At 65.3% G+C, this 21,044-nt stretch carries 17 protein-coding genes and 2 pseudogenes; 7 read left to right on the forward strand and 12 right to left on the reverse strand.

Annotation, left to right across the window (positions count from 1 at the left end; genetic code table 11):
- Window positions 1-36 precede the first annotated feature (36 nt).
- Together ACBJ32_RS57975 and ACBJ32_RS57980 are read left to right on the forward strand one after the other, a co-directional pair.
- A complete protein-coding gene (locus tag ACBJ32_RS57975; protein ID WP_375134155.1) occupies window positions 37-477 on the forward strand; it encodes an NUDIX hydrolase in 441 nt (146 codons plus the stop codon).
- 32 nt (window positions 478-509) lie between these two features.
- Window positions 510-1,040, forward strand: coding sequence for a hypothetical protein (locus ACBJ32_RS57980; protein WP_375134156.1), 531 nt, complete (start codon window positions 510-512; stop codon window positions 1,038-1,040).
- A 134-nt stretch (window positions 1,041-1,174) separates the two neighbouring features.
- On the opposite strand, the gene ACBJ32_RS57985 is transcribed toward ACBJ32_RS57980, so the two are convergent.
- The 4 genes from ACBJ32_RS57985 to ACBJ32_RS58000 form a co-directional block, all read right to left on the reverse strand.
- Window positions 1,175-1,705, reverse strand: coding sequence for a HEPN domain-containing protein (locus ACBJ32_RS57985; protein WP_375134157.1), 531 nt, complete (start codon window positions 1,703-1,705; stop codon window positions 1,175-1,177).
- Window positions 1,706-1,712: 7 nt separating this feature from the next.
- Window positions 1,713-2,891, reverse strand: a complete 1,179-nt coding sequence (locus tag ACBJ32_RS57990) for a DUF262 domain-containing protein (RefSeq protein ID WP_375134158.1) — start codon at window positions 2,889-2,891, stop codon at window positions 1,713-1,715.
- An 858-nt stretch (window positions 2,892-3,749) separates the two neighbouring features.
- Complete coding sequence (gene xerC / locus ACBJ32_RS57995; protein ID WP_375134159.1) at window positions 3,750-5,342, reverse strand: tyrosine recombinase XerC; 1,593 nt, start codon at window positions 5,340-5,342, stop codon at window positions 3,750-3,752.
- A 1,328-nt stretch (window positions 5,343-6,670) separates the two neighbouring features.
- On the reverse strand, window positions 6,671-7,546 hold the full coding sequence (locus tag ACBJ32_RS58000; RefSeq protein WP_375134160.1) for an IS982 family transposase: 876 nt from the start codon (window positions 7,544-7,546) through the stop codon (window positions 6,671-6,673).
- 104 nt (window positions 7,547-7,650) lie between these two features.
- On the opposite strand from ACBJ32_RS58000, the gene ACBJ32_RS58005 reads away from it, so the two are divergent.
- The 3 genes and pseudogenes from ACBJ32_RS58005 to ACBJ32_RS58015 all read left to right on the forward strand — a co-directional run bounded on the left by ACBJ32_RS58005 (window position 7,651) and on the right by ACBJ32_RS58015 (window position 10,635).
- Complete coding sequence (locus tag ACBJ32_RS58005) at window positions 7,651-8,109, forward strand: aldo/keto reductase (RefSeq protein ID WP_375134161.1); 459 nt, start codon at window positions 7,651-7,653, stop codon at window positions 8,107-8,109.
- Window positions 8,110-8,855: 746 nt separating this feature from the next.
- Window positions 8,856-9,784, forward strand: a pseudogene (locus ACBJ32_RS58010) (IS110 family transposase); the annotation flags it as partial.
- A gap of 182 nt (window positions 9,785-9,966) precedes the next feature.
- Window positions 9,967-10,635, forward strand: a complete 669-nt coding sequence (locus tag ACBJ32_RS58015) for a hypothetical protein (protein WP_375134162.1) — start codon at window positions 9,967-9,969, stop codon at window positions 10,633-10,635.
- Between the two features lie 204 nt (window positions 10,636-10,839).
- Here the strand turns inward: ACBJ32_RS58015 and ACBJ32_RS58020 are convergent, their stop codons facing one another.
- The 3 genes and pseudogenes from ACBJ32_RS58020 to ACBJ32_RS58030 all read right to left on the reverse strand — a co-directional run bounded on the left by ACBJ32_RS58020 (window position 10,840) and on the right by ACBJ32_RS58030 (window position 13,078).
- Window positions 10,840-11,274, reverse strand: a complete 435-nt coding sequence (locus tag ACBJ32_RS58020; RefSeq protein ID WP_375134163.1) for an ATP-binding protein — start codon at window positions 11,272-11,274, stop codon at window positions 10,840-10,842.
- A gap of 380 nt (window positions 11,275-11,654) precedes the next feature.
- A complete protein-coding gene (locus tag ACBJ32_RS58025; protein WP_375134164.1) occupies window positions 11,655-12,413 on the reverse strand; it encodes a DUF4389 domain-containing protein in 759 nt (252 codons plus the stop codon).
- 264 nt (window positions 12,414-12,677) lie between these two features.
- A pseudogene (locus ACBJ32_RS58030) lies at window positions 12,678-13,078 on the reverse strand (DUF5994 family protein).
- 665 nt (window positions 13,079-13,743) lie between these two features.
- On the opposite strand from ACBJ32_RS58030, the gene ACBJ32_RS58035 reads away from it, so the two are divergent.
- The gene (locus ACBJ32_RS58035; protein ID WP_375134165.1) at window positions 13,744-14,595 is read left to right on the forward strand and encodes a universal stress protein; all 852 of its coding nucleotides are present in this window, start codon (window positions 13,744-13,746) and stop codon (window positions 14,593-14,595) included.
- Between the two features lie 877 nt (window positions 14,596-15,472).
- On the opposite strand, the gene ACBJ32_RS58040 is transcribed toward ACBJ32_RS58035, so the two are convergent.
- The 5 genes from ACBJ32_RS58040 to ACBJ32_RS58060 form a co-directional block, all read right to left on the reverse strand.
- Window positions 15,473-16,081, reverse strand: coding sequence for a DUF4386 domain-containing protein (locus ACBJ32_RS58040; protein WP_375134166.1), 609 nt, complete (start codon window positions 16,079-16,081; stop codon window positions 15,473-15,475).
- On the reverse strand, window positions 16,078-16,815 hold the full coding sequence (locus tag ACBJ32_RS58045; protein ID WP_375134167.1) for a DUF4386 domain-containing protein: 738 nt from the start codon (window positions 16,813-16,815) through the stop codon (window positions 16,078-16,080). Before ACBJ32_RS58045 ends, ACBJ32_RS58040 begins: the two co-directional genes overlap by 4 nt.
- 118 nt (window positions 16,816-16,933) lie before the next feature.
- Window positions 16,934-17,677 carry a DUF4386 domain-containing protein gene (locus ACBJ32_RS58050; RefSeq protein WP_375134168.1) on the reverse strand — a complete coding sequence of 248 codons (744 nt, stop codon included), beginning with the start codon at window positions 17,675-17,677 and terminating at the stop codon, window positions 16,934-16,936.
- A 75-nt stretch (window positions 17,678-17,752) separates the two neighbouring features.
- Window positions 17,753-18,070, reverse strand: a complete 318-nt coding sequence (locus ACBJ32_RS58055) for a hypothetical protein (protein WP_375134169.1) — start codon at window positions 18,068-18,070, stop codon at window positions 17,753-17,755.
- Window positions 18,071-18,497: 427 nt separating this feature from the next.
- Entirely contained in the window at window positions 18,498-19,247 is a 750-nt protein-coding gene (locus ACBJ32_RS58060; protein ID WP_375134170.1) for an NAD(P)-dependent oxidoreductase, read from the reverse strand.
- A 534-nt stretch (window positions 19,248-19,781) separates the two neighbouring features.
- Here ACBJ32_RS58060 and ACBJ32_RS58065 point away from each other — a divergent pair.
- Window positions 19,782-20,962 (forward strand): IS3 family transposase gene (locus tag ACBJ32_RS58065; RefSeq protein WP_375134178.1). Its coding sequence is split into 2 segments (ribosomal slippage): window positions 19,782-20,016 and window positions 20,016-20,962, totalling 1,182 coding nucleotides; the frame shifts between segments, so codons are not numbered across the junction.
- Window positions 20,963-21,044 lie beyond the last annotated feature (82 nt).

Here is a 21,044-nt window from a genome sequence, read left to right on the forward strand (position 1 = left end):
GAAGTGTAGCTAGGTTCGGGTCTCGAAGGGATTGCCATGGATCATGACTCACGCCACTCTGTCAGCGTCGCCGGCGTCATCGTTGATGATCAGGAGAGAGCGCTGCTCATCCAGCGCAGAGACAACGGCCACTGGGAGGCCCCGGGCGGTGTCCTTGAACTGGACGAAGACATCGTTAGCGGGCTTAAGCGTGAAGTCCTGGAGGAGACGGGTCTTGAGATCGATCCGGAAGTGCTCACCGGCGTCTACAAGCATATGGAACGAGGTATTGTCGCGCTCGTTTTTCGCTGTCGTCTCGCTAAGGGCGTTCCCGTAACGACTGACGAATCGCGGGCCTTTAGGTGGGTCACGCCAGATGAAATCAGCAATCTCGCAGTCCCAGCCTTTGCTGTTCGAGTACAGGATGCACTGCACAGTGATGGCAGAGCGGTTATACGACAGCATGATGGCGTACAGCTCATTAGCTCCGACGCGTAGCGAGGTCAAAGGTACAGAGCAAAGGGATTGCCGTGGGACAACCTGTTGACTGGTGGGCCAACCTTTTACAGGGAGCGATCAGCTCTGTTGTAGGCGGCATCGTTGCTGCGTTGACCGCCTGGTACGTCGTGCGAGTGACAATCAGACATGAACGGTCTCTAACTGAATCTTCTGCCGCACGGGAAAGTGCATACACCTTCATTCGACTCACACATCGTGTTGCCAAACTCATGTGCACACCGTTCCAACCGCCGCCAGACTACGACGAGCTTGGCACTGTGCTGAGCGACTGGCTACTGGAAACATCGCTACTAATAATGGCTATCGCCAAACCTAACCCTAATCTGGCTAGACAGTTAGATGAAGTACGCGATGTTGCCACTACCGCTTTCAATCAAGCATCACATGGCAGCGAGTATACGGTGTCGCAGAACTTCCGAGTCAGAGAGCATGCAAGCGACGCAATGATGGTCGCTTCAAACAACGTCGCAAATTGGATTGCCTTCGAGCGCCGCACGATCAATCCGCTTCCTCAGCGTCCGCGCATCTTCGATGATGACTAATGATACTTATGCCCCGAGACGGGGGACCGGAGTGGCGTACGCCCTGAACTATCGGATCATTCGCGACGACCGATCGACGCTGGACTGAACCTTGCCCTAACTTCTGCCCATCGGATAGCTCAAGCGTGCGCAGCTCAGGAAGAAGGTCCGAAGTCGAATTTGAGCAGCTCAGGCAGCCTACTAACGAAACGGTCGCCTTCGACATATAGATTATAGACCTCGTCGAGCGTCTTCTCTAGAATGAAGTCTACATAATTGTTGTGCACCATCTGATTCCTGAGGTCGCCAATTTCCAAGAAGGCGCGGATTTGAGCATCCAGCAACGAATCTTCTCGACAGTACGCTTTCATACCTTCCTTGAAATCGTTACCAAAAAGCGCCCAGAAGGTATTAGCATTTCTAGCATTCCAGGTAAAAAGCGAATGATACTGTCTGCCAAGCGCCTTTTGATCAATTATATGTAAAATCTTCAGATCTGATGCATGTTCCCGGACATGGTCTCGCAAAGTATCGCTAACCCTGTGCTCGAACTCACTCGCTGCCGCCAGGAGTAGGACCTTGGGAAGTGTCGTTTGCAGGGTTGCGTGATAGGACACCTGCTGTTGGCCGGCTAGGTAGTCTAAGACGGTCTGGTGATCAGAGTACATCCGCTCCACTGGCTTCATGGAGCCACTACCCGGCCAGCTCGGAGAGCTGCTTGTGAGTCTCTTCGAGCCTCTTCCTTACGTTGAGCGTCTTAGTTGATCCTTCCTGCGCCCATTGGGTGAAGTCTCTGCTTTTGCCAATACGTTCGACCCACTGCGGGTTGATCTCGTTGAGTGACCGGCCAGCGTCTCGAAGAGCAAGAGAGGCGACATAAATCGCTTCGAAGAGAAGCGGGCTGAATCTAGACGATCCTGCTTGGTACGTGCTTCGAGTGCACAGCCTGTTCAAACCCATGAACCATTGCCATTCAGAGGTAATCTGAGAAACCTTTGTTTCATCGTAGGACTTTGAGGATTTGCAGAACCGATTGACGAATGCCGTCATCGAACCTGCATACTTCTCTGTACCCTCACGGAGAGCTAGGCTGCGCAGGATGACCTCGATATCTTTCATTCGCGAGTCCGGGTCCGCCGATCCAAGAAGTTCTCGCCATTTGGGTTCCTGGTTCAACTCGAAGAGCGCATCAAAGAAATCCGAATGGTAAAGACTCGCCCGGATCTCTTGCGGATTCAGGTTGACGCCTCCGCTGTTCAGTCGATTGAACATCTCGAACATCGACGAATCATCATCGCTGGGACTCACTTGTTTGACGATGATGTTCCTGATGGTGCGAAGATCAAACTGTCTCTTGTATTGACCCAAAGTGCTATAGGTCAAGCCAGAGAATTTATTCTTTTGCTGCCCGGGGAGAGTTGGGAGGCTGAGTTTGAACGCCTCAAAATATTCATCGTTGTCAAGGATTTCGGGTGAGATTCCCCCTTCAGCGTTGAAGAATTGCCGAAGGATACTTCGCTTCTCCTTTCGAGGAAATCTCTCCTTCGCGAAAAAGAAGATGGTCATGAGTCTTTGCTGGCCATCGATGACAAGAAAATCGTTATTACCCTCCTCATAGAGGAACACTTGAGGAACAGGCAGGCCCAAGATCAGCGACTCGACGAGTTTTGAGGCACGTCGGCGATCCCATACATAGTTCCGCTGAAACGGCGGAATCTTGATAGCCCCTTCTTCGATGAAGCTATTGATCGTGCGCGTATTGAAGTCATTCGGCGACGACACGATTGAGTATTCGTCGATCTGCGCTGAACTCTCTTCCTCTTCCAGTTCCCCGGTGTCGACATTCGCGAGATCGGACTCCTGCTCAGACATCTTAAGATCGATCCTTCCGTGAGAGTGCGCAGGCGACATTCTAACGCTAACGCTTGTTTTCGGCTGACGGCGTTATCGAAGTGAGAGGCTTCTGGCCAGGGCAAGCGCCGTGGCTTGCCTTCGGACACCCAGGTCCGCCTGTAACCGCACCTCGAACGCCCCCAGAGGCTTTTCCTCCGGGACTTGCCGCCTGACGACCGCCACCGTGCGTCGCGCTGGCGGCCGTCCGCGGGGCCCGGAGGACATAGGGCCTAGGTCGGCAGCAGAGAACGGCCTGAGCGCCTCTCAGCCTTGATCGTCCCCCAATACTTCCCCGGAACGAGTACTCTGCTTACAGACGATCGAGGATTGCCCTGGTCAGAGGCACGCTGCTGTAGCGATGATGCCCTGACTCATAATCCGTGGGTCGTGGGTTCAAGTCCCACCCGCCCTACTCACCAATACCGCATCCGACCTGGGGTTTCTCGGATCTCGCCGGCCTCGGATCTCGTTGTTGATCATGGCTGGTTGCTCGGTGGTTGCTCTTGTGTACGGACCGTGTACGACGGTAGATCATTTAGACCGCCATCGTCAGTTCAGACCCCAATGACGACCATCAGAAGATCAAGCCAGAAGGCCTGCACGGCATCCCCGGTCAGCGACGGCCTGATGAGCAGTCAAGCCTTGTCCAAGTCGGCTCGTCTCCCCCGGCCAGGCGTTCCTGACCAGCAGATAGAAGATCCGCTGCTTCTCGCAGGGACCCTCTCGGCCCCGTTCATCGCGCAGACCGGGGATCGATCGGCTGCACCGTCCGATAGCCGTTGAGAGCAAACAGGCAGGCCCGCCGGAGAATCGGCGGGCCTGCCTGGATCGGGTGGCTCAGGTAGTGGTCGTGCCGGTGTGGGTCGGCAGGCTGATCAGCCGGGCGGTCTGGGCGCCTGCAGCAGCGGTATTGACGAGGGCCGCGGTGGATTCCGCGGCGGCCCGGGCCACCTCCGGGTAGACGCTGGTGTAGGTGTCGCGGGTAAAGGTGGAGGAGACATGTCCAAGGGTCTCCTGCACCACCTTCAAATCGACCCCGGCAGCCAGCATCAGCGAGGCCGCACCGTGGCGGAGATCATGAAGCCGCACCGGCGGTAGCCCTACTTGGAAGGCCAGCTGGTAGAACTGGTCACTGACCTGCTGCGGATGCAGCGGCCGGCCGATCTCGTCGGTGAAGACGAACCCGCTGTCCGTCCAGGCCTCGCCCGCGGCCAGCCGCTCGGCGGCTTGCCGCTTGCGATGCGCGCGCAGCGCGGTGACGGTGTCCTCATCCAAGGCGATGGTGCGGTCGCTGGCCTCGGTCTTCGGCCTCCCCTGCACCGGCTCCCAGCCGAGCTGGGTGATCTGCCAGTGCACTCCAGCGGTTCCGGCGTTCAGGTCGACGTCCTTCCAGCGCAATCCGACCGCTTCCCCACGGCGCAGCCCGCGCAGAGCGATCAGCCGGTACAGCGCGGACAGCCGGTGGGTGGCCGCCTGGGCGAGAAAGGCGTAGGTGTGGGAGGGCGTCCACACCATCACGGGCGACGGTCGCGGCACGGATGCGTACACGTTGATCATGCTGGCGCGGCTGAGCCGGTCCCCGCGCCGCCGCTGCTCGGCGTCGACCCGGTGCTGCAGGTCACGGTTCCAGTCGGCGACCCGCTCGTCGGTCCACACCAGCGCCTTGGGGCGGTCGGCGTCCGGGAGTTCGACCACCGCGGCCGGGTTGAAGTCGATCAGCCGGTCCTGCTTGATCGCGATGTTCAGCGCGTGCCGGAGCGTGGCGCGGATGCGGTGCATGGTGGCCGGGCCGACCGGCCGCCGGTACCGCACCCTGGCCCGCTGCTCCGCATCGCCGCTGGCGCGAGCGGTGGTGATGACGTCGTTGAACTCCTCGATCGCATCGAACATCCCCGCCACATCCGACACCCGCAGCCGATCCAGCCGGATGTCCCCCAGGTAGGGGACGAAGTACAGGCGGATGTGCGCCTCATACGAGCGGCGCGTGGTGGCGTCGATCTTCCGCTTACGCCGCAGAAACTCCTGCATCCACTCCGCCACGGTCACGGTGGGGTTGAGGTCCTGTCGGGTGCGGACCTTGCGCCGCACCTCTTCCACCGGTGGTAGCGCTTTGGTGTCCTTGAGCATGGACAGCATCAGCTCGGTGATCTTCCGCTGGATGTGCGGATCCTCATCCAGCGCCAGCAGCGCCCGAGCGTGCTCCAGCTCGGCCTCGACCTCCTCCAGCGTGGCAAAGCCGCGCCTTCGCAGCGGGTTACGCCGCCGTCCGTCCGCGTGCGCGGGCAGCTCCAACTGGTAGGCCCAGCGGCCGTGGGTGCTGCTCCACCACTCCCCGCCGCCCGGGCGGCGGAGCTTCGGGCAGGCCTTGCCTAGCCTCTTCCCCGTCGCCTCATCCCGGCAGGAACACGTCTTGAAGGTGGTTCCGTTCATCGTCGCTGTCGCGCCTTTCCCTTTGCTCGCTGATCTCGCGTCGCCGACCGATCGACGTCGCACTTCCTGCCGGCGCTCCCCATCCCCGACCCCACCGAGCGCCGTCGGTGCGGTGCGGCCGGTGCTGTACGCCACCGGCGGCACTCGGCGTACCGGGCCCATCACCGCGGGGGTCGCCATCCGGCGGCCCGGAGTGGGGATTGCCGTGCCCCGGGCCGGAGCGCGGCCCCGGTAGGCCCGCACAGGCCCGTCATAGGGCCGCAGCGGGGACGTTCCGGGGCCACCGGCCGGTCCGGGGCGGGTCGGTATCGACGCCCACCTCCACCGCCCATGTCAAGCGATATCCGCTGGTCACATGTCCCCGGCCCACGCCCCGGCAGAGCCCGGAGCGTGCTGCTGCCTGCCCCGGCCGGAGAACGCCGGCCCCACACAGGAACCCCGCGCTGATCGCATGGCGGCGGCCTCAGCTGGCGTGGACGACACAGCATCGAGATACGGCGAAGTGGCTGGACTGTACGGTCATCTCGGATCCCCCATTCCGGCGGGCGAATTCATCCCTGTCACTTATTGAAATACCGGCCAGAAAGGCCGAGTTAGGACAGCGCGATCGGTCAGCCTTTGGTCAAATCCGACATCGGACTCCGTACCGAGTAGCCCGAGCAACCACCAGCGGCACCCAGCTTCGAATCCATGATATTAAAGGACAAATTGCCGCTAGCACTTTGCGAATAAACGTCCGAATTGGACGCATTTGCGCTGGCACTTCTGAACCCCGCACGACAGAACACAGCACGTTCTAGTATGCGGAAACAAGGCTGCGGACTTTTAATCCGTAGGTTCCGGGTTCGAGCCCCGGGCGCCCTACCACTCCATACCCCATCCGACCTGGGGTTTCTCGGTTTTCGGGGCCCTCCGGCGAGGCGGAGACACGCCGTTGGTTGCTCGCTGGTTACTCTTCGGCACGGGTCCGGCACATGCCCAGGCGTTCCCGGCCCCGGTTGGGCCGATCTGCCAAGCCAGTTCAACAAGAAGATCAATGGAGCACCAAGCCGGAAGACCCGACGGGCATCCCGGTCCGGGTTTTGCCTACCGGCAGGTCAAAGGATGATCAAGCCGCTCGCTGCACCGATGCCGCCGTTTCCGAGTTTCCGTAGTTGAGTCCGCTGCTTTGAGCGATCCTGCTCGCGCTACCTTCATGTGGCGGAGCATTCCTAGCAGCGGCTGTGGCCACCTATCAAGCCAGGCCATCAAGATGATCTTTTGGAGGTAAGGCAAGAAGACCTGGTGGGCGGGCCCTAGATGATTGATGCCAAGGGGTCTGGTTACGGTTAGTGGTCGTAGGCGATCAGGGATCGCTTGATCGGTTGGCCGGTTTTGTCGTTGTGCCAGATCACGCTGGTCAGCGCGAGGATGCGGGTCAGCACCCGGATGATCACGCCGGCCGCGGTGCGACCGCCGTGGCGTTCCAGGTCCAGCTGGCTCTTGAGGGTCTTGTTGATCGACTCGATGGTCTGGCGCAGGGGCTTGAACAGCGCCGCGCCGGGCCGCTCGGGCTCGCCCTGGCGGGCCGGGCGCAGCAGCTGCAGCTCACGCTCGGCGAGCTCGGCTTCGAAGAGGCGGCCGTAATACTGCCGGTCAGCGATGATCGTCTGATCCGGGCGGGCGGCCAGCACGTCGGGTGCGGCCTGCAGCATGCCGAGCAGGACCTCGCGCTCATCGGCCTTGGCACCGCTGAGGGCGAACAGCACCGGCAGCCCGCCCAGCGTGCACAGCAGGTGCAGCCGCAGCCCCCAGAAGTAGCGGGAGTGGCAGGCGCAGTTGCCGTACTCCGCCCACCCGGCCAGCGCCGAGCGCCGGGCCGTCTCCCGCGAGCGGCCGCATTCGATCGGCGTGGAATCGACCACCCAGACGTCGTCACTCCACAACGAGGTATCGGCGGCCAGGATCCGGATCATGTGCCGGACCAAGCTGCAGGCGCTGCGCAGCCGCCGGTTGTAGCCCGGCCGGCCCGGCAGGTGCGGGAACATCGCGCCCAGTTCGGCGCGGGCATACCGCAGCCAGCGGCGCTCGGAGGTGAAGCCCAGCAGCGCCGACAGCACTGCCAGGGTCACCAGCTCAGCGTCACTGAGTTTCGGCGCGATGCCGACCTTCGGCCGCCACGGCGCGAGTTGCGGCTGGACCTTCAACACATCGTCGATCCGCACGTACAGTGCGGTTGCGAGGGTGTTTAACTCTTTCGTCACACATCGAGCTTGGACACCCTCGCCCTATCTCCGCAGCTACGCCTTGGCATCAATCGTCTAGCCCAGTGCTCCGCCTCCGGGCGGTACTTCCTGGGTTTGACCTCCGAGTAAAGCCTGTACAACCTCGCAGTGCGGGCTGTGGAGCAGGAGCTGATCCCCGCACTGCGACACCTGGGCATCGGCCTGATCGCCTACAGCCGTTGCATGCTGGCCTCCTCGCCGGCGCCTGCGCTGACAGCACTCCGTTGGACCCGGCGGCGCGGGAGCGACGCGAAGCCCACCGCGAGCAGCTCGAAGCGTACGAGGGCCTGTGCGCGCAGCTGGGAGCGTCGTCCCTCGAGGTGGCGCTGGCCTGGTTGCGGCACAACCCCGTGCTGTCCTCCGCGATCGTCGGTGCAACCTCTGTTGAACAGGTACGGCCGGCCCTGGGTGGACTGTCGCTGTGCCTGGATGAGGAGGTGCAGGGGCACCTCAACCGGATCTGGCCCGGTCCGGGAGAAGCGCCGCAGGCATACGCCTGGTGACTCACCAGCGCTGCTCACCTATGCGTGTACCGAGTGGTTGGAGTCCGACGTGGGGTCCGACGACACCCTAGGCAGGCCGGCTGCTCGCTCGACCACCAGCGCCGCCGGTGCTTGGGGGTTCTTCGGTCTCGGCTACCAGGACCGGCCAGGCAAAAACAGCGCCTCGCGTCGATGCGCCGGGAGGCCTTGAGGAGTTCGGCATTGACCACGGTGGGGCGGCCGCCGGTACGGTCGCGGGCTTGGGCGGCGTCCATGAGAAGCTCGACACCACCACCCCGTACGCCTGATCTTCCACGTCTTCGCCGTCCTCGCCAAGTTCATCTGGGAGCTCATCGTTGCCGGCACTCTCGAGGGCCTGGCTCTCGCGCCCGCGCGCGAGGGCGCTTGATACCGACAGGGTCTGCGTCGCGGTGAGGTAGTGGCCCATAAGGACGTCGGGCCGCACGCCGCAGCAGGCCGAGCCGTAGGCAGGCTGACCATCTGACAGAGATGATGTATGGAGCACCTCCCGCCAGTCCTGACCCGCCCTCTGACTGACCTCGGGTCTTCAACGGGATCTGTCGGTCTGAGCGGGAGGCGCTCGCCTGCACCCATCGGACGTGGCGTTGTGACCTCATAGGAGCCTGGCCAGAGGCCCCTTCTCTGTCTTGTCCGCCCTGCCCACCGGTTGAGAACGACAGGACGACGATGCCCTCCATTACACCCGACATCCTCGCGATCGACGAAGTCGCCGTCGGTGTCGATACCACCAAGACACTCACACCGCAGCCGTGATCGACCACGTCGGCCGCGTACTGGGCACCGAGCAGTTCGCCGCCGACACCGCCGGCTACACCACGCTGCTGACCTGGATGCGGTCATTCGGCACCGTGACGGTCGTGGGCATCGAAGGAACCGGCGCCTACGGTGCCGGGCTGGCCCGTTACCCGCGCCGGCAGGGCATGCGCCTGACCGAGGTCGACCGGCCCGACCGCAAGACCCGACGCTTCCAGGGCAAGTCCGATCCGATCGATGCGATCCAAGCGGCCAAGGCCGCACTGGCCGGCGAGCGGACCGGCGCCCAACGCCAGATCAAGGCCCTGATCGTCACCGCCCCCGACGCCCTGCGCACCCAGCTACGCGGCCTGCCTGCCAAGAAGCTCATCGCCACCTGCGCCGCGCTGCGCCCTGACCCCACGCACGCTCACGACCCAGCCACCGCGACGATGCTCGCACTGCGGTCCCTGGCCCGCCGCCACCAGCAGCTCACCACCGAGATCAACGACCTCGACGAACTGCTGGAACCCTTCGTGGCCGCCATCAACCCCGGCCTGCTCGCCGTCCACGGCCTCGGCCCCGACACCGCCGGCCAGCTCCTGGTCACCGTCGGCGAAAACCACGACCGGCTCGGCTCAGAAGCCGCCTTCGCCATGCTCTGCGGCGTCGCCCCGATTCCCGCATCCTCCGGCAAGACCCACCGGCACCGTCTCAACCGCGGCGGCGACCGCCAAGCCAACGCCGCCCTCTACCGCATTGCTCTGGTCCGCCTGCGCTGGGCCCCCGCACCCGCGCCTACATGGAACGACGCACCCAAGACGGCTTGTCCAAGAAAGAAATCATCCGCTGCCTCAAGCGCTACATCGCCCGCGAGCTCTACCGGGTCATCACCAGAACCGATCAGGAACCCAGTGCTTGACATCAATAGGAGCATCCAGGACAGCATTTACGAGGCGGCACCGTTGCCCACCGGCCGATCACTCAACAGTTTTTTCATCTTCAGCTGCCGGCAGCGGATCAGCTGATGGGCGCCGAGTCAGTTGCTGGGCCCGGCAGCGGGCCGCCGCCGCCTTCTCGCGCACCTGTCTGGCCTGGCGGACAGTGGCCCGCGCGCGCTCTCGGGTGTCGTGCACACCCGCGAGGAACTGGTGCTGCCAGGCGCTCCTGTCGCCGCCCGCGCCGACCGTCTCCGGCGCGGGCGGCCCCCACCTGCTGGCGCTCGATCTCGGCCTACTCCCGACCGGCCAGGGTGGCTTCCCGGTCATGCGCGGCTGCGGCCCGATCCGCCGCGGCCGCCTGACGGTCCCCTCACGCCCGCAGCAGATCCTGCCGACCGGCTTGTTCGTCGGCTTGGGCCGTGGCCCGCTCCCGGCGGACCGCCTGCCATTCCTCGCGCAACACCGTTCGATCTTTGTGGCCGTGCTCGCGGGCATCTCGCCATTCCTGCTCCACCGCGGCGAGGTCTCGGCCGCCCGGGCGGCTGGCGTCGTCTCGCTGGTAGATAGCTTGATCACGCTGTTCGGCTTCCCACAGCACATCATGGAAGGCCCGGTCTGCGTCGTCGGCTGCCGACCGGGCTCGCTGCGCCTGGCGGCCCCGGTCGGCAGCGGCGCTGTCGCGCTGCTCGGCCGCCTCATCGCGCTGCCGAGCGGCGTGGTCGCGCTGCTCGGCGGCTGCCTGGTCTCGCTCAGCCGCCTGGTCCTGGCGGGCCTGGACGCCTTCACCGGGCGCTACACCGCCCCGGCCTACGTCGTCGAGGCGTTCCCGTAGCGCCTCGGCCATCCGCTGGGCCTCGGTGCTCAACCTGGCCGGCCAGTTCCAGCAACAGCGCCGCAAGCGCCGATATCTCCCGCTCATCCAGCATCTTTGGGCCTCCCAGCTGGGGAGATGCCGCTACCGGAAGTTTGAGCTCCGCCTCCAAAGCGCACACATGCAAGAGAGGCCCGGGAGACTTCAGGAAGGGGCGCTTCCTCGTTACGCAGTGGCGAGATGACGAGCGTCGTCGTGCCGGGCTCGATGGTGAAAGCGCAGGTGCAACCGCATGGGGCCGTCACCGTCGTCGAGACTGATCTCGTCACACAGCTGCCGCACCAGCCAGAAGCCCACTCCCTGCCCAGCGAGCAGGTCCGGGTCAGCATCGACGGTCCAGTACGCCGTGGTCAACGCGCCGGCCACATCCACGATCTCCAGGCTCACCCCGCCCGTGTCGCTCCAGCCGATCACAGTGCCGCCGCCGCCGTGCTCCAGCACCTTGGCGGCGGCCTCGCTCGCCGCGATCACCAAATCGGTAAGCCTCTTGTCGGCCAAGCCGGCACCGGTGCCGAAGGCCCGCACGCCCGCACGGAGCGCGGCAAGATCGTCCGTGATCGGCCATTCCAACCGGAAACCCGATAACACGTCGATCGCCACCCTTCGCCAGCGGGTCCATCCGTCACCGAAACCCGTGCCCCGCCGGCAACCTGATACACATGCGTGGCATGTGACCTGCGGCAATACCGGCTGTCGGGCAGCTCACCCGCGAAGGCGCTCTCGCCGCGCTGGGCGAGGCCGGCTCGGGGCCGGCCCGCTGGTTCTGCGGCGAGGCGATCCTTGAGCAGTGACCGCGGCTCGCACGGGCCCTCCGGCAGACACCCCGCCGACCCGCAGAACTCACCGATCCGACCGGCTCCGCAAGACGCGCCGGACGGCGGTCTGCGATGAGGCCGGCGTACGCACCGCGTGAGGTCGGGCGTGCGCCGGCGCGTGCGAGCGGGCACTCCGCCATCATCTCCTGCTTGATCTACAAGTGATCAGCCGCTGTCATGGCCGGGGCGAGCGGCAGGCTCTCTGCTCGTGACGGAGGCTCCGCCGCCAGGGTCGTCTCCGCCGGGATCGAGGCGGAAGGGCGGGTATCGGTCGGTCATCAGGGCGGTGTAGCCGGCGACCCGTAGCCCCCAGCGGTTCAGGCCGAGGATGAGGTCGAACAGGGGCCGGGGGTAGCGGCCGGTGACGGTGAGCGCGATCCCGGCGATCAGGACGAGCAGGGCGACCAGACCGCCGCCGCCCCAGTCCCATGCGTCGCCGCCGGCCTGCCAGCCGATCCAGGCGCTGCCGCTGAACAGGATCGCGACGATCAGGAGGTGCGGGATGGCCAGGAGCCATTTCACCAGGGCGAGGCCGCGGTGCAGCCGCGCCGGGTAGTCGGCGGTCAGTCCGGCCGGGTAGTCGGGAATCTCCCGCAGCGCGAACGGCGGGTAGCGGTCGGTGCCGAGCGCGTTGTAGGCGTAGTAGCTCACACGCCAGCTCCACCGCATGACGCCGACGTTGAAGTCGAAGATCGGCCGCGGGTACCGGCCGGTGATCAGGATCGCGGCCAGCGCGACGAGGCTGAGCAGGCAGAAGGCGATCCACAGCGGGATCAGGATCAGCACGTGGGGTACGATCAGCAGCCATTTCATCAGCCACAGCCAGCGTGACAGAGGGTGGTCCTGCTGGGCGTGTACCTGGATCGGGTAGGGCCGGATCGCGGGGGTGGGGGCTCGCGTGGCGAACGGGGTTGTCGAGCTCATGGTCGGGTTCCTCTCTTGTCTGAGAGTCGCAGGTAGGGGGAGGTCGCACGGTCTCTGCTCTGGCGCACCAGAGGGTGCGGGCGCCTCCTGGGCAGGGGCTTGTCACGGGCGCGGGGATGGCTGCCGGCCAGGACCCGGCCAGGCGAGCAGGCCTGCTCGGTCTTCGAGCGGATGAGCGCGTCCCCTGGGTCCGCGCTGAGAGATCGGGCCGTGCCTGTCTTCGTCGGAGGTTCGTGGCCGCCGGGAACGGCGGCTCGGCGTGGGTCAGATGGTGGCGGGCCGTGCGGGAACAGGAGCGGTGATGCGGCCGCCCTCGTTCTCCCAGGAGGCTGAGTCGTCCCGGCCGGGTATGCCCCCTTCCGGGGTGGCGGGGCGGAGGATGTCGGCGGGACGGACGCCGGTCGTGCCTGCGGCGGCGAGCGCGAGTGCCGCCATGGCGGGGGCGTCCGCGGTGCCGGGCGGAATGACCAGCAGGGTGATGGGCACGGCTCCCGCGATGCTGAGGGTGATCAGATGCGGGACGGCGCTGCGGAACCAGCCCACTCTGATCTGTCGACCGCGGGCCGGATGCGGCGCGGGATGTGATCCCACGCGTCCAGGTACAGGCCCACGCGCAGGACGGCCCTGTCGAGTCGCCGGTCGACGGCCGAGATGAGGGCGGGCAGTTCGGCGGCGGCGGCGGGGGTGCGCGGCCACCACGCCCGTCAACGGTGCCTCGCCGGTCGAGGGCGGCGTTCAGGCTGAGCCGAGGAGCGGGCTGGGCCGCGAGAACAGGGCTGATCGGGGAGAGGAATGTCGTCATCATGGTTGCCTGGCCTGGTCGGGCCCCTCACCTGGGCCGCAATAGTCTATCGCCGCGGGCGACGCCAACCTGTTTGCCGACGCTCGAAATGTCCTCGCACTTTCTATTCTACCTCGTTTCCCGCAAAAAGGAGAGACGTCAAGTCGCCATCAGGGAAATCGGCACCGTTTATCGATTGCGGTGATAATCAGGCCCTCGTCAGGAAGAGCAGTCTCGGGCCAGGCCGCGTTGTGTCCGAGAGTAGCAAGGGAAGCGCCATGAGCCTGACAAGGAAGATTAAGTACAGGACGCGGGCCGTTCAGGGTTGGATCATGCTCTACTTCGGCCGCGCTACCGGAAACCAGCATCTGGAGTCGAAAGGCGTGGCCCTCCAGTCTGACAATAAACTGGGGCAGCGCAACGGGAAAATCAAGAGGATGTTCAAGCGCTGACCGCGGCGACCGGCAACGGCACAGAACATGCCGGTCCGGTCCGGCGCGTTCCGGCTTCGAATGATCAGCACATTGCAGGAACCAACCTGGAGTAGCCATGAATCGCGTCATTGTCGTGGGCGCAGACGGTTCGGACGCCGCGACCGCGGCCGTCGAGTGGGCGGCCGACGATGCCGCTCGCGCGGGGGCACGGCTCCGCATCCTCCACGCCGTGGACCGCTCACCGTACGAGATCGCGAGCTTCGCCACCCCGGGCCAGGGTGATGTCATCATGCTCAGCGCGCGGAGCGTGCTGAGCGACGCCGAGACGGTCGCGTGCAAGCGACAGCCCGGCATCGATATCGACTGCGACCTGCTTCAGGGCGCCGCCGCGGCGGCATTACGCAGCCAGGCCGCCGGATCCGCCGAGATCGTGATCGGCGGCAGCGGCCTCGGCGGCTTCCCCGGGGCCTTGCTGGGCTCGGTGGCCACCCACGTGGCCGGGTACGCGCACGGCCCGGTGGTCGTCGTCCGATCCGGCCCCGACACCGCCCACGGCGAGGTCGTGGTCGGGCTGGAGGACTATCACGCCGGCGAACCCGCCCTCGCCTACGCGTTCGAGCAGGCGATGCTCCGCGCGAGCACGCTGCGCGCGCTCTATGCGTGGCAACCGCCCGCGCACGCTCATATCCCCGAAAGCGCCTACGACCTGGACGAGATCCACGCCACCCAGTGCCGGACCGCGGCCGCCATCCTCCAGGGATGGAGACACCGATATCCGCAGGTTCCGGTGATCGAGGACGTCCGTCGCGACCACCCCGTCGATGCTCTCATCAGCGCTTCCGCCCAGGCGGATCTGGTCGTCGTGGGCTCTCAGGGCAGGGGAGCGATCGGCACCGTGATGCTCGGATCCGTCACCCTCGGGGTCTTGTACGGCGCACGCAACTCCGTCGCGGTGGTGCGGCCATAAGGCCGCCTTGGCCGGCGACGTGCGACCTGAGCCGGGTCATCGGGCTGGGTCAGTCGGCAGGCTCAGAGTCGAGCAGCGGCTCGGGCGGCGCCGGCGGTGCGCCCGCCCCGCCGGGCCGAAGACGAGCTTGTCAGACGGTGGTGGCGGCCTGCTCTTGCCGTCGTTGCCGCGTCCGGTACGAGTGCAGGCGGGAGCGGCGGTGGGCGGCCGGTTTCGTCGAGGGTTTCCTCGTCGTTGCATAGGTTCATAGCGCGTTGCCTTTGAGCAGCCGTTTCAGGGGACTTGCCGGCATGTCGCGGGTACAGGCGAGGAGTTTCGGGGGACCGCCGTCGAAACCCGGAGCAGGGCCAAGATCACTATCGACCTTAGCTGGCACCTCGGTTTCGCTACTGCTGGTCACCAGGATCGAGCGGGAGGACGGGTGATGGCGCTGTCGGCTTCGACGGACAGGATGAGCATGATGGCTCCTTCTGGGCCTGAACCTTCTTTTGCTGCTACGGCGAGACGCCGGCTGGAGGGGGTATTCGGCGTGTGTTCAGGGGCTGCGAGGTTGGTCGTGCCCAGTGCTTCAGTGGCGGGGCGGCTCATCGGAGGGTCTGTTGGTCCCGCCAGGTGGACATTGCCGCAGCGATCGTTTCGGGCTGGTCTTCGGAGGCGTGGCGACCGGCTGGACCGCGATGTTCGATCTGGGGGCCAAGCATCAGCTAGCGGCGTGCCGTGCTGATCAACCACGCAGGCACTCTCAAAGATCGCCAGAGCCCATTTCGTTGAGCGCCATCACCGTTGTGGGCTCCTGTACTGGGTGAATTCCTCGTCGGCGACGGGGACGACGGGACGCCTTCCAGCATCTCCTGGGACCGGCAGGCCTGCCGTCTGGCTACGCCGTGCGGGCCTGCGCCGGTTGAGACGGCTGAGGCAAGGTGAAGCCCTTGGCGAACAGCCAGATGGGCAGGACCAGGACTTCGAACAACCCGCCCGGCGCGAGCAAGAGCATGCCGGCTCCCGCGTCCATGTCCAGGACGCTGAGGAGGTCCAGCGGCACTCCCAGCAGCAGCAGGGCGTAGCCGATGAGGCCGAGCATCGCAATGGGCTGCGGGACGATGCGGGAAACGAAGAGCAGGTAGGTGAACATCAGGCCCCCGATGGCCGTGGGGATGTACACCCACAACATCGTGTTCGGTACGGCTTGCAACTGCGTCAGCAGGTAGAGGCCGCAGGTGGCGGAGACCACGAACTCGATGACCCGCATGATGGGGTACCACAGGGCCAGCTTCTGGTTGAAGGTCTTCAGGATGCGGTACATGAGCAGGCCGATGGCCACCACGGCCAGGCCTGAACAGATCATGAGCGCGACGCCTGCCGTCAGCGCCGTCGTGTCGGGGTTGCCGTCGATGAACGCCTGGGTGAGGGTGGTGCCGATCATGGCCGAGATCATCTGGAAGATGAACAGGGCTCCTACCGTGACCGCGATTGTCCGGGGTGTCATGGCTGGGCCGTCCTTTCTCTGTCCGGTTCGGTACGCGTCGCCGCCCCTGGCCGGATGGTCAGCCGGCGGCCGCTGATGAGCAGCCAGAAGATCAGCACCACTTCACCGGCGAAGATGAACATGGCGATGTCGAGTGAATAGCCCGGGACCAGCATCAGGCCGAGCCCGTCGGCGAGGTATCCGAGCCCGGCGATCACCAGCAGGATGCCGATCACGCGCGGCATGAAACCGGACCGGTACGCCAGATAGCCGATCAGCAGCAGGTGCACGGAGAAGAAGACGAGGCCGACGTGCCAGATGATGGTGAACGCTCCCGCCGCGCGCAGGACCTGTCCGGGGTCGTTGAGCGGATCGAGCGCGGTCACGAGCTGGGCGGCGGCCACCAGCAGGACGGCGGCGTAGGCGATTCTGAACCAGGCGGCCATCGCCGCAAGGCTTCGATGTACGGGCTCGAAGAGGGTGAGCAGCGCGCCGGCCACGACGACGTCGAGGACGGCCACCAGGACGAAGGCGCCGACGCCCCAGCGGAACAGCGTTTCGGAGCCGGCGATGTCCCGGGCCGTCCTGGCCGCGTCCCCTGGCGTGATGAGGGCCTCGAAGGCGGCGAAGTTGGCGAAGACGGCCAGGACGGTCATCAGCAGCAGGGCGATGCCCGCGATGAGACTGGCCGTGCGCATCGACCAGCCGGCGTGGCTCACGCCCGGCGCGGATGTGGGGTGAAAGACGGTCTTCACGGCTCTCCCTGCTAGTAAGGATCTTCCGATCGCAACCTCGGACGAGGCGGTCGAGGGTCTCGGCTATCCGGACGGCCGTCCCAGCGCCCGCCGGGGTCGTCCCTGCGATGGTTGCGGGTCAGCGCGCGCCTGGCGTGACCATTGCGGCGGTGAGCGGGGAGGGCTTGAAACCTTTGACGACCAACCAGAGGCCGAGCGATCCTTCCCACAGGAATATCGGAACGGCCGACATGGCCGACAGCACGGAGACCTGCGGGTAGAGGCCGAACAGCACGGCTGTCGCGGAAAGGAAGAGCAGGGGCGCTCCGATGAGGCCCAGCGCGGGAATGACCCGTGGCACGAGCCGCGACCGGTACAGCAGGTAGCCCAGCAACAAGGCGTTCACGGCCGGTATGAAGCCGGGCCCGAGCAGGAACGTCCAGTTGTGGATCGCGACGAGCGCGCTGCCAGTGGAAACGAGCGAGTCCGCATCGGCTCCGGCGGCCGCGGCCTGCCGCAGGGTCACGACGGCCAGGAGGCTGATGATGCCGGCGACGATGATGGCGGCCTCCAGGACGCGCGCGGCGACGAAGCCGAGCGCGGCGGCCTCGTTGTGCCGTTTGACCACCGGATACAGCACGACCGCGGTGCCGATGCAGGCGAAGACGCAGATGATCTCCAGGAAGGCGCCCCACAGCACGCCGGCGTCCGGGCCGGGCCCGGCGATGTAGCCCAGGTCGTTGAGCACGGGGTAGTAGAGGGCGAGCGCGGGGATCGAGGTGACGATGGTGATCAGGTAGAGCAGTCCCGCGACGAGCGCGGTCTTCCTCGTCGAGTCCATCGGGCCTTGTTCCGGCGCCGGGATGTGCATCTTGGTCGCCATGTCGCTGTCCCTTTCGTGGCCGGTCCGTCCGTCAGACGGCTTTCGGGGATCGGGCGCGTCCGTGGGGCGGGATCACTACCATCCGGGGGTGGTGACGGTGGCCAGGCGGTTTCGCTCACCGACGTCGACCCCGCCCTCCCCCGGTGAGCCGCCGGCATCCAGGGCGCCGATCTGGGCACGGATGGTCAGCAGCAGCGTCCTCGCCAACGTGCCCTGCTCGCTATGCCAGTCCGGGTGCCGGAGGAAATCGTCGGCATTGACCGAGCCGATGCATCGTGTGGTCTTGATCGCAACGCTGACGACAGGGTCGGACGTCGTGACCTCGTGTGAAACGCCGAGCCTGCCAAAGTCGTCGTCGGCGACGAAGCAGCTCTCGCTCGCGGGGTTGGGCACGGGTGGCGGGGTAGTCATGTCGACCTCCGTAGCACGGAACCACCGGCCGGCGACTGTCTCCGCGTCGCTACGACCGATGATGGAGCACACGCCACGCCTCGTCGTACCCAGCGAGAAACTCGCCGGCCGGGGCACAGTCAGCAGGCCCTGCTTCCCACCACTTCTCGCTTCATGACGCCACCTCATCCTGCGGCCGACTTGATGGGGCGGAAACCATCATTCGCCGTCAGGCCCATCACCTGGGCCGATAACCGCCCGGACCGGTTGGGCGGATGAGCCGTCTGAGACGACGCGACGGGCGAGAATTTCAGCGCCCTGGCGCCCCAGGCCGTCACCGTGCTGGTCACGTGAGGCCTCGGTCAGCACGCGGCGCGCTGCTCATCCCCGCTGCCGGCCTGGCTGCTGCGCGCGGTGTGAGGGTGAGGGATCACGGTGCCGGGGTTGCGGAGGCGTAGGCGAGCGCTGAGGGCGTCTGGCAGCCGACTATCGCCGGTGCCCGATGAACGAGCTCGTCGTTGCCGATGGCCTCGACCATGAACAAGGCGAAGTCGATGCGGCGGGTGCGGTTGCTCGTGAGAATGGGATCGCCGACGTGCCGGCTCCAGACGGGCAGGCCCTGACTGTCGCCTTCCTCCAGATCACTGCCGCGGACGACAGTCCACCGCGTGTCGCTGGCGAACACCCGCCGGCAGGCTTCCACCTGGTCATCGAGATCGGCAAAGCGAACCAGCCGCGCAACCGGGCCGGCGACTCTGACCAGCGCCTTGGTCTTCCACGAGTACACATCCCGGCCGTCGAGCGTGATGTGCCAGCCGCAGGAGAACACCAGGCGCGCTCCAGGCCGTGCGTGGTCGAGCACCGCCTGGGCCGTCCCCGACGCGTACCCGTGGACCCCTCGCGGGACCAGCACCGTCAGCACACCATCGCAGCCGTCGACTGCCTCTTTGATGACGCCGCGATCGTCGGTCGCCCCCGGAAAGAGGGTGATGCGGCCCTGGAACGCGTCGAGCTTGGACACGCTCGCCTGCCGGCACACACCGACGACCTCATAACCCCGATCCAGCGCATGCTGCACCATGTACTGCCCGAGCTTCCCCGAGGCCCCGACGATGCAGACCTTCTGCCGGGCAGGGCTGCTGCCGCCTTGGTCGCGCCCAGTTTCCATGTCTTCCTTCACGTCTTCTCTCTTGAATCGCCGCAGCCAGCAGCAGCCGGGGCGGTGGCGTTACGTTAGGCGTCGAGAGCTTCGGCGACGAGCGCCTCATCAAGGCAGCCGCTCTCCCTCCGCACCTGTTAGTGATCTTGCTGTCCCTCGTTTCACCGCCTGGGTTCGCATGTTGATCGCCATGTCGATGCCCCTTCTTCTTGGCCGGCCCGTCGGCCAGACGGTCTCATCGAATCGGGGCGCGTCCTTGAGGCGGGATCAGTGCCTGTCCAGAGGTGATGACGACAGGCAGGCGATTTCACTCACTCTGGCAGGCGTCCCAACAATCGCCGTTCGGCGCGGGCAGAGCCTCGGCCACGCTGAATCGTCAGCCGGCGATGATGGAACCGGGCCTGCCTTTTGACCCAACGCCCGCGGGGGAAACGGGCGATAAGCGAACGATCCTGAGCTGCCCCGGGTTGGTTGGAGGCTCCCAAGACTGGAAGGCTGGGAGTCGTGCCCGCACCGAGGAAGTACCCCCAAGAGCTGCGTGATCGCGCCGTCAAGATGGTGTTCGACCTGCGTGAGGAGACCGGAGGCAAGGCCGGGGCGATTGCCCGGGTGGCCGACCGGCTCGGCGTGCATCGCGAGGCGCTGCGCTCATGGGTACGGCAGGCGGAAGTAGATGAGGGAAAGCGTCCGGGCACCACGTCGAGCGACGCGCAGCGGATCGCCGAATTGGAGCGGGAGAATCGTGAGCTGCGCCGGGCCAACGAGATTCTGAAGGCGGCGTCCGCGTTTTTCGCCCGGGAACTCGACCCGAGACTGCCGCGCTGATCGAGTTCGTTGACCTGTATCGGGATCGGTTCGGTGTGGAACCGATCTGCGCGGTCCTGGAATTTGCCCCGTCCAGCTATCACGAAGCCAAGCGACGCGAACGTGAACCGTCGGCTCGGGCGTGCCGTGATGAGGAGTTGAAAGTCGAGGTCATGCGTGTGTGGGAAAATCCGGGCAGAAAGGTGTACGGGGCGCGCAAGGTCTGGCGTGAACTGAATCGTCAGGGAATCGTGGTGGCGCGGTGCACGGTCGAGCGGTTGATGCGTGAATTAGGTATCGAGGGTGCGTGCGCGCGCCGTAAGCGGCCCCGTACGACGTTGCCGGCCGGTGTGGAGCTGCCCGCTGACCTGCTGGAGCGGGACTTCGATGCGTTGGCGCCGAACCGTCGCTGGGTGGCCGACCTGACGTACGTGCCGACCGCGTCGGGATGGGTGTATACGGCATTCGTGATGGATTTGTATTCGCGGATGATTGTCGGCTGGGAGGTTGCCGATCATCTGCGGGCCGATCTGGCTTTGTCGGCGCTGGAAATGGCGATATGGTCGCGGCGTGAGAGCCTGGACGGCGATCTGGTGCATCATTCTGATCGGGGTGTGCAATATACGTCGATCTGCTATGGTGAGCGTCTGGCGGATATCGGCGCGGTGCGCTCGGTCGGCAGTAAAGGTGATTCTTACGACAACGCTGCCGCCGAGTCGCTGAACAGTCTGTACAAGAAAGAGCTCATCGACTTTCGCGGCGGCTGGCGCGGCGTCACCGACGTGATGCTGGAAACTATGGAATGGGTTTCCTGGTACAACGAGACGAGGCTCCACTCATTCTGTGGTAATATTCCGCCGAAGGAGTACGAGGACGCCTTCTATAAGACGCAGGGATCTACTACGTCATTCGCAAGTTCGCAGGAATCGTAGCCTCCAAGATTCCCGGGGCGGTCCAATCCATCTGCAAAACCGATAACTGCCGAACGCTCGATGGCGGGTAGTGCGGGGTTCC

It is taken from the genome of Nonomuraea sp. GTA35 (genome assembly GCF_041950525.1).
Taxonomy (GTDB): domain Bacteria; phylum Actinomycetota; class Actinomycetes; order Streptosporangiales; family Streptosporangiaceae; genus Nonomuraea.

What these genes read in the sequence shown, in the direction of transcription:
- ACBJ32_RS57975 (WP_375134155.1), top strand. Translation starts at nt 37, where the DNA reads ATGGATCATGACTCACGCCACTCTGTCAGCGTCGCCGGCGTCATCGTT.
- ACBJ32_RS57985 (WP_375134157.1), bottom strand. Translation starts at nt 1,705, where the DNA reads ATGAAGCCAGTGGAGCGGATGTACTCTGATCACCAGACCGTCTTAGAC.
- ACBJ32_RS57990 (WP_375134158.1), bottom strand. Translation starts at nt 2,891, where the DNA reads ATGTCTGAGCAGGAGTCCGATCTCGCGAATGTCGACACCGGGGAACTG.
- xerC (WP_375134159.1), bottom strand. Translation starts at nt 5,342, where the DNA reads ATGAACGGAACCACCTTCAAGACGTGTTCCTGCCGGGATGAGGCGACG.
- ACBJ32_RS58025 (WP_375134164.1), bottom strand. Translation starts at nt 12,413, where the DNA reads ATGAGCTCGACAACCCCGTTCGCCACGCGAGCCCCCACCCCCGCGATC.
- ACBJ32_RS58035 (WP_375134165.1), top strand. Translation starts at nt 13,744, where the DNA reads ATGAATCGCGTCATTGTCGTGGGCGCAGACGGTTCGGACGCCGCGACC.
- ACBJ32_RS58040 (WP_375134166.1), bottom strand. Translation starts at nt 16,081, where the DNA reads ATGACACCCCGGACAATCGCGGTCACGGTAGGAGCCCTGTTCATCTTC.
- ACBJ32_RS58050 (WP_375134168.1), bottom strand. Translation starts at nt 17,677, where the DNA reads ATGGCGACCAAGATGCACATCCCGGCGCCGGAACAAGGCCCGATGGAC.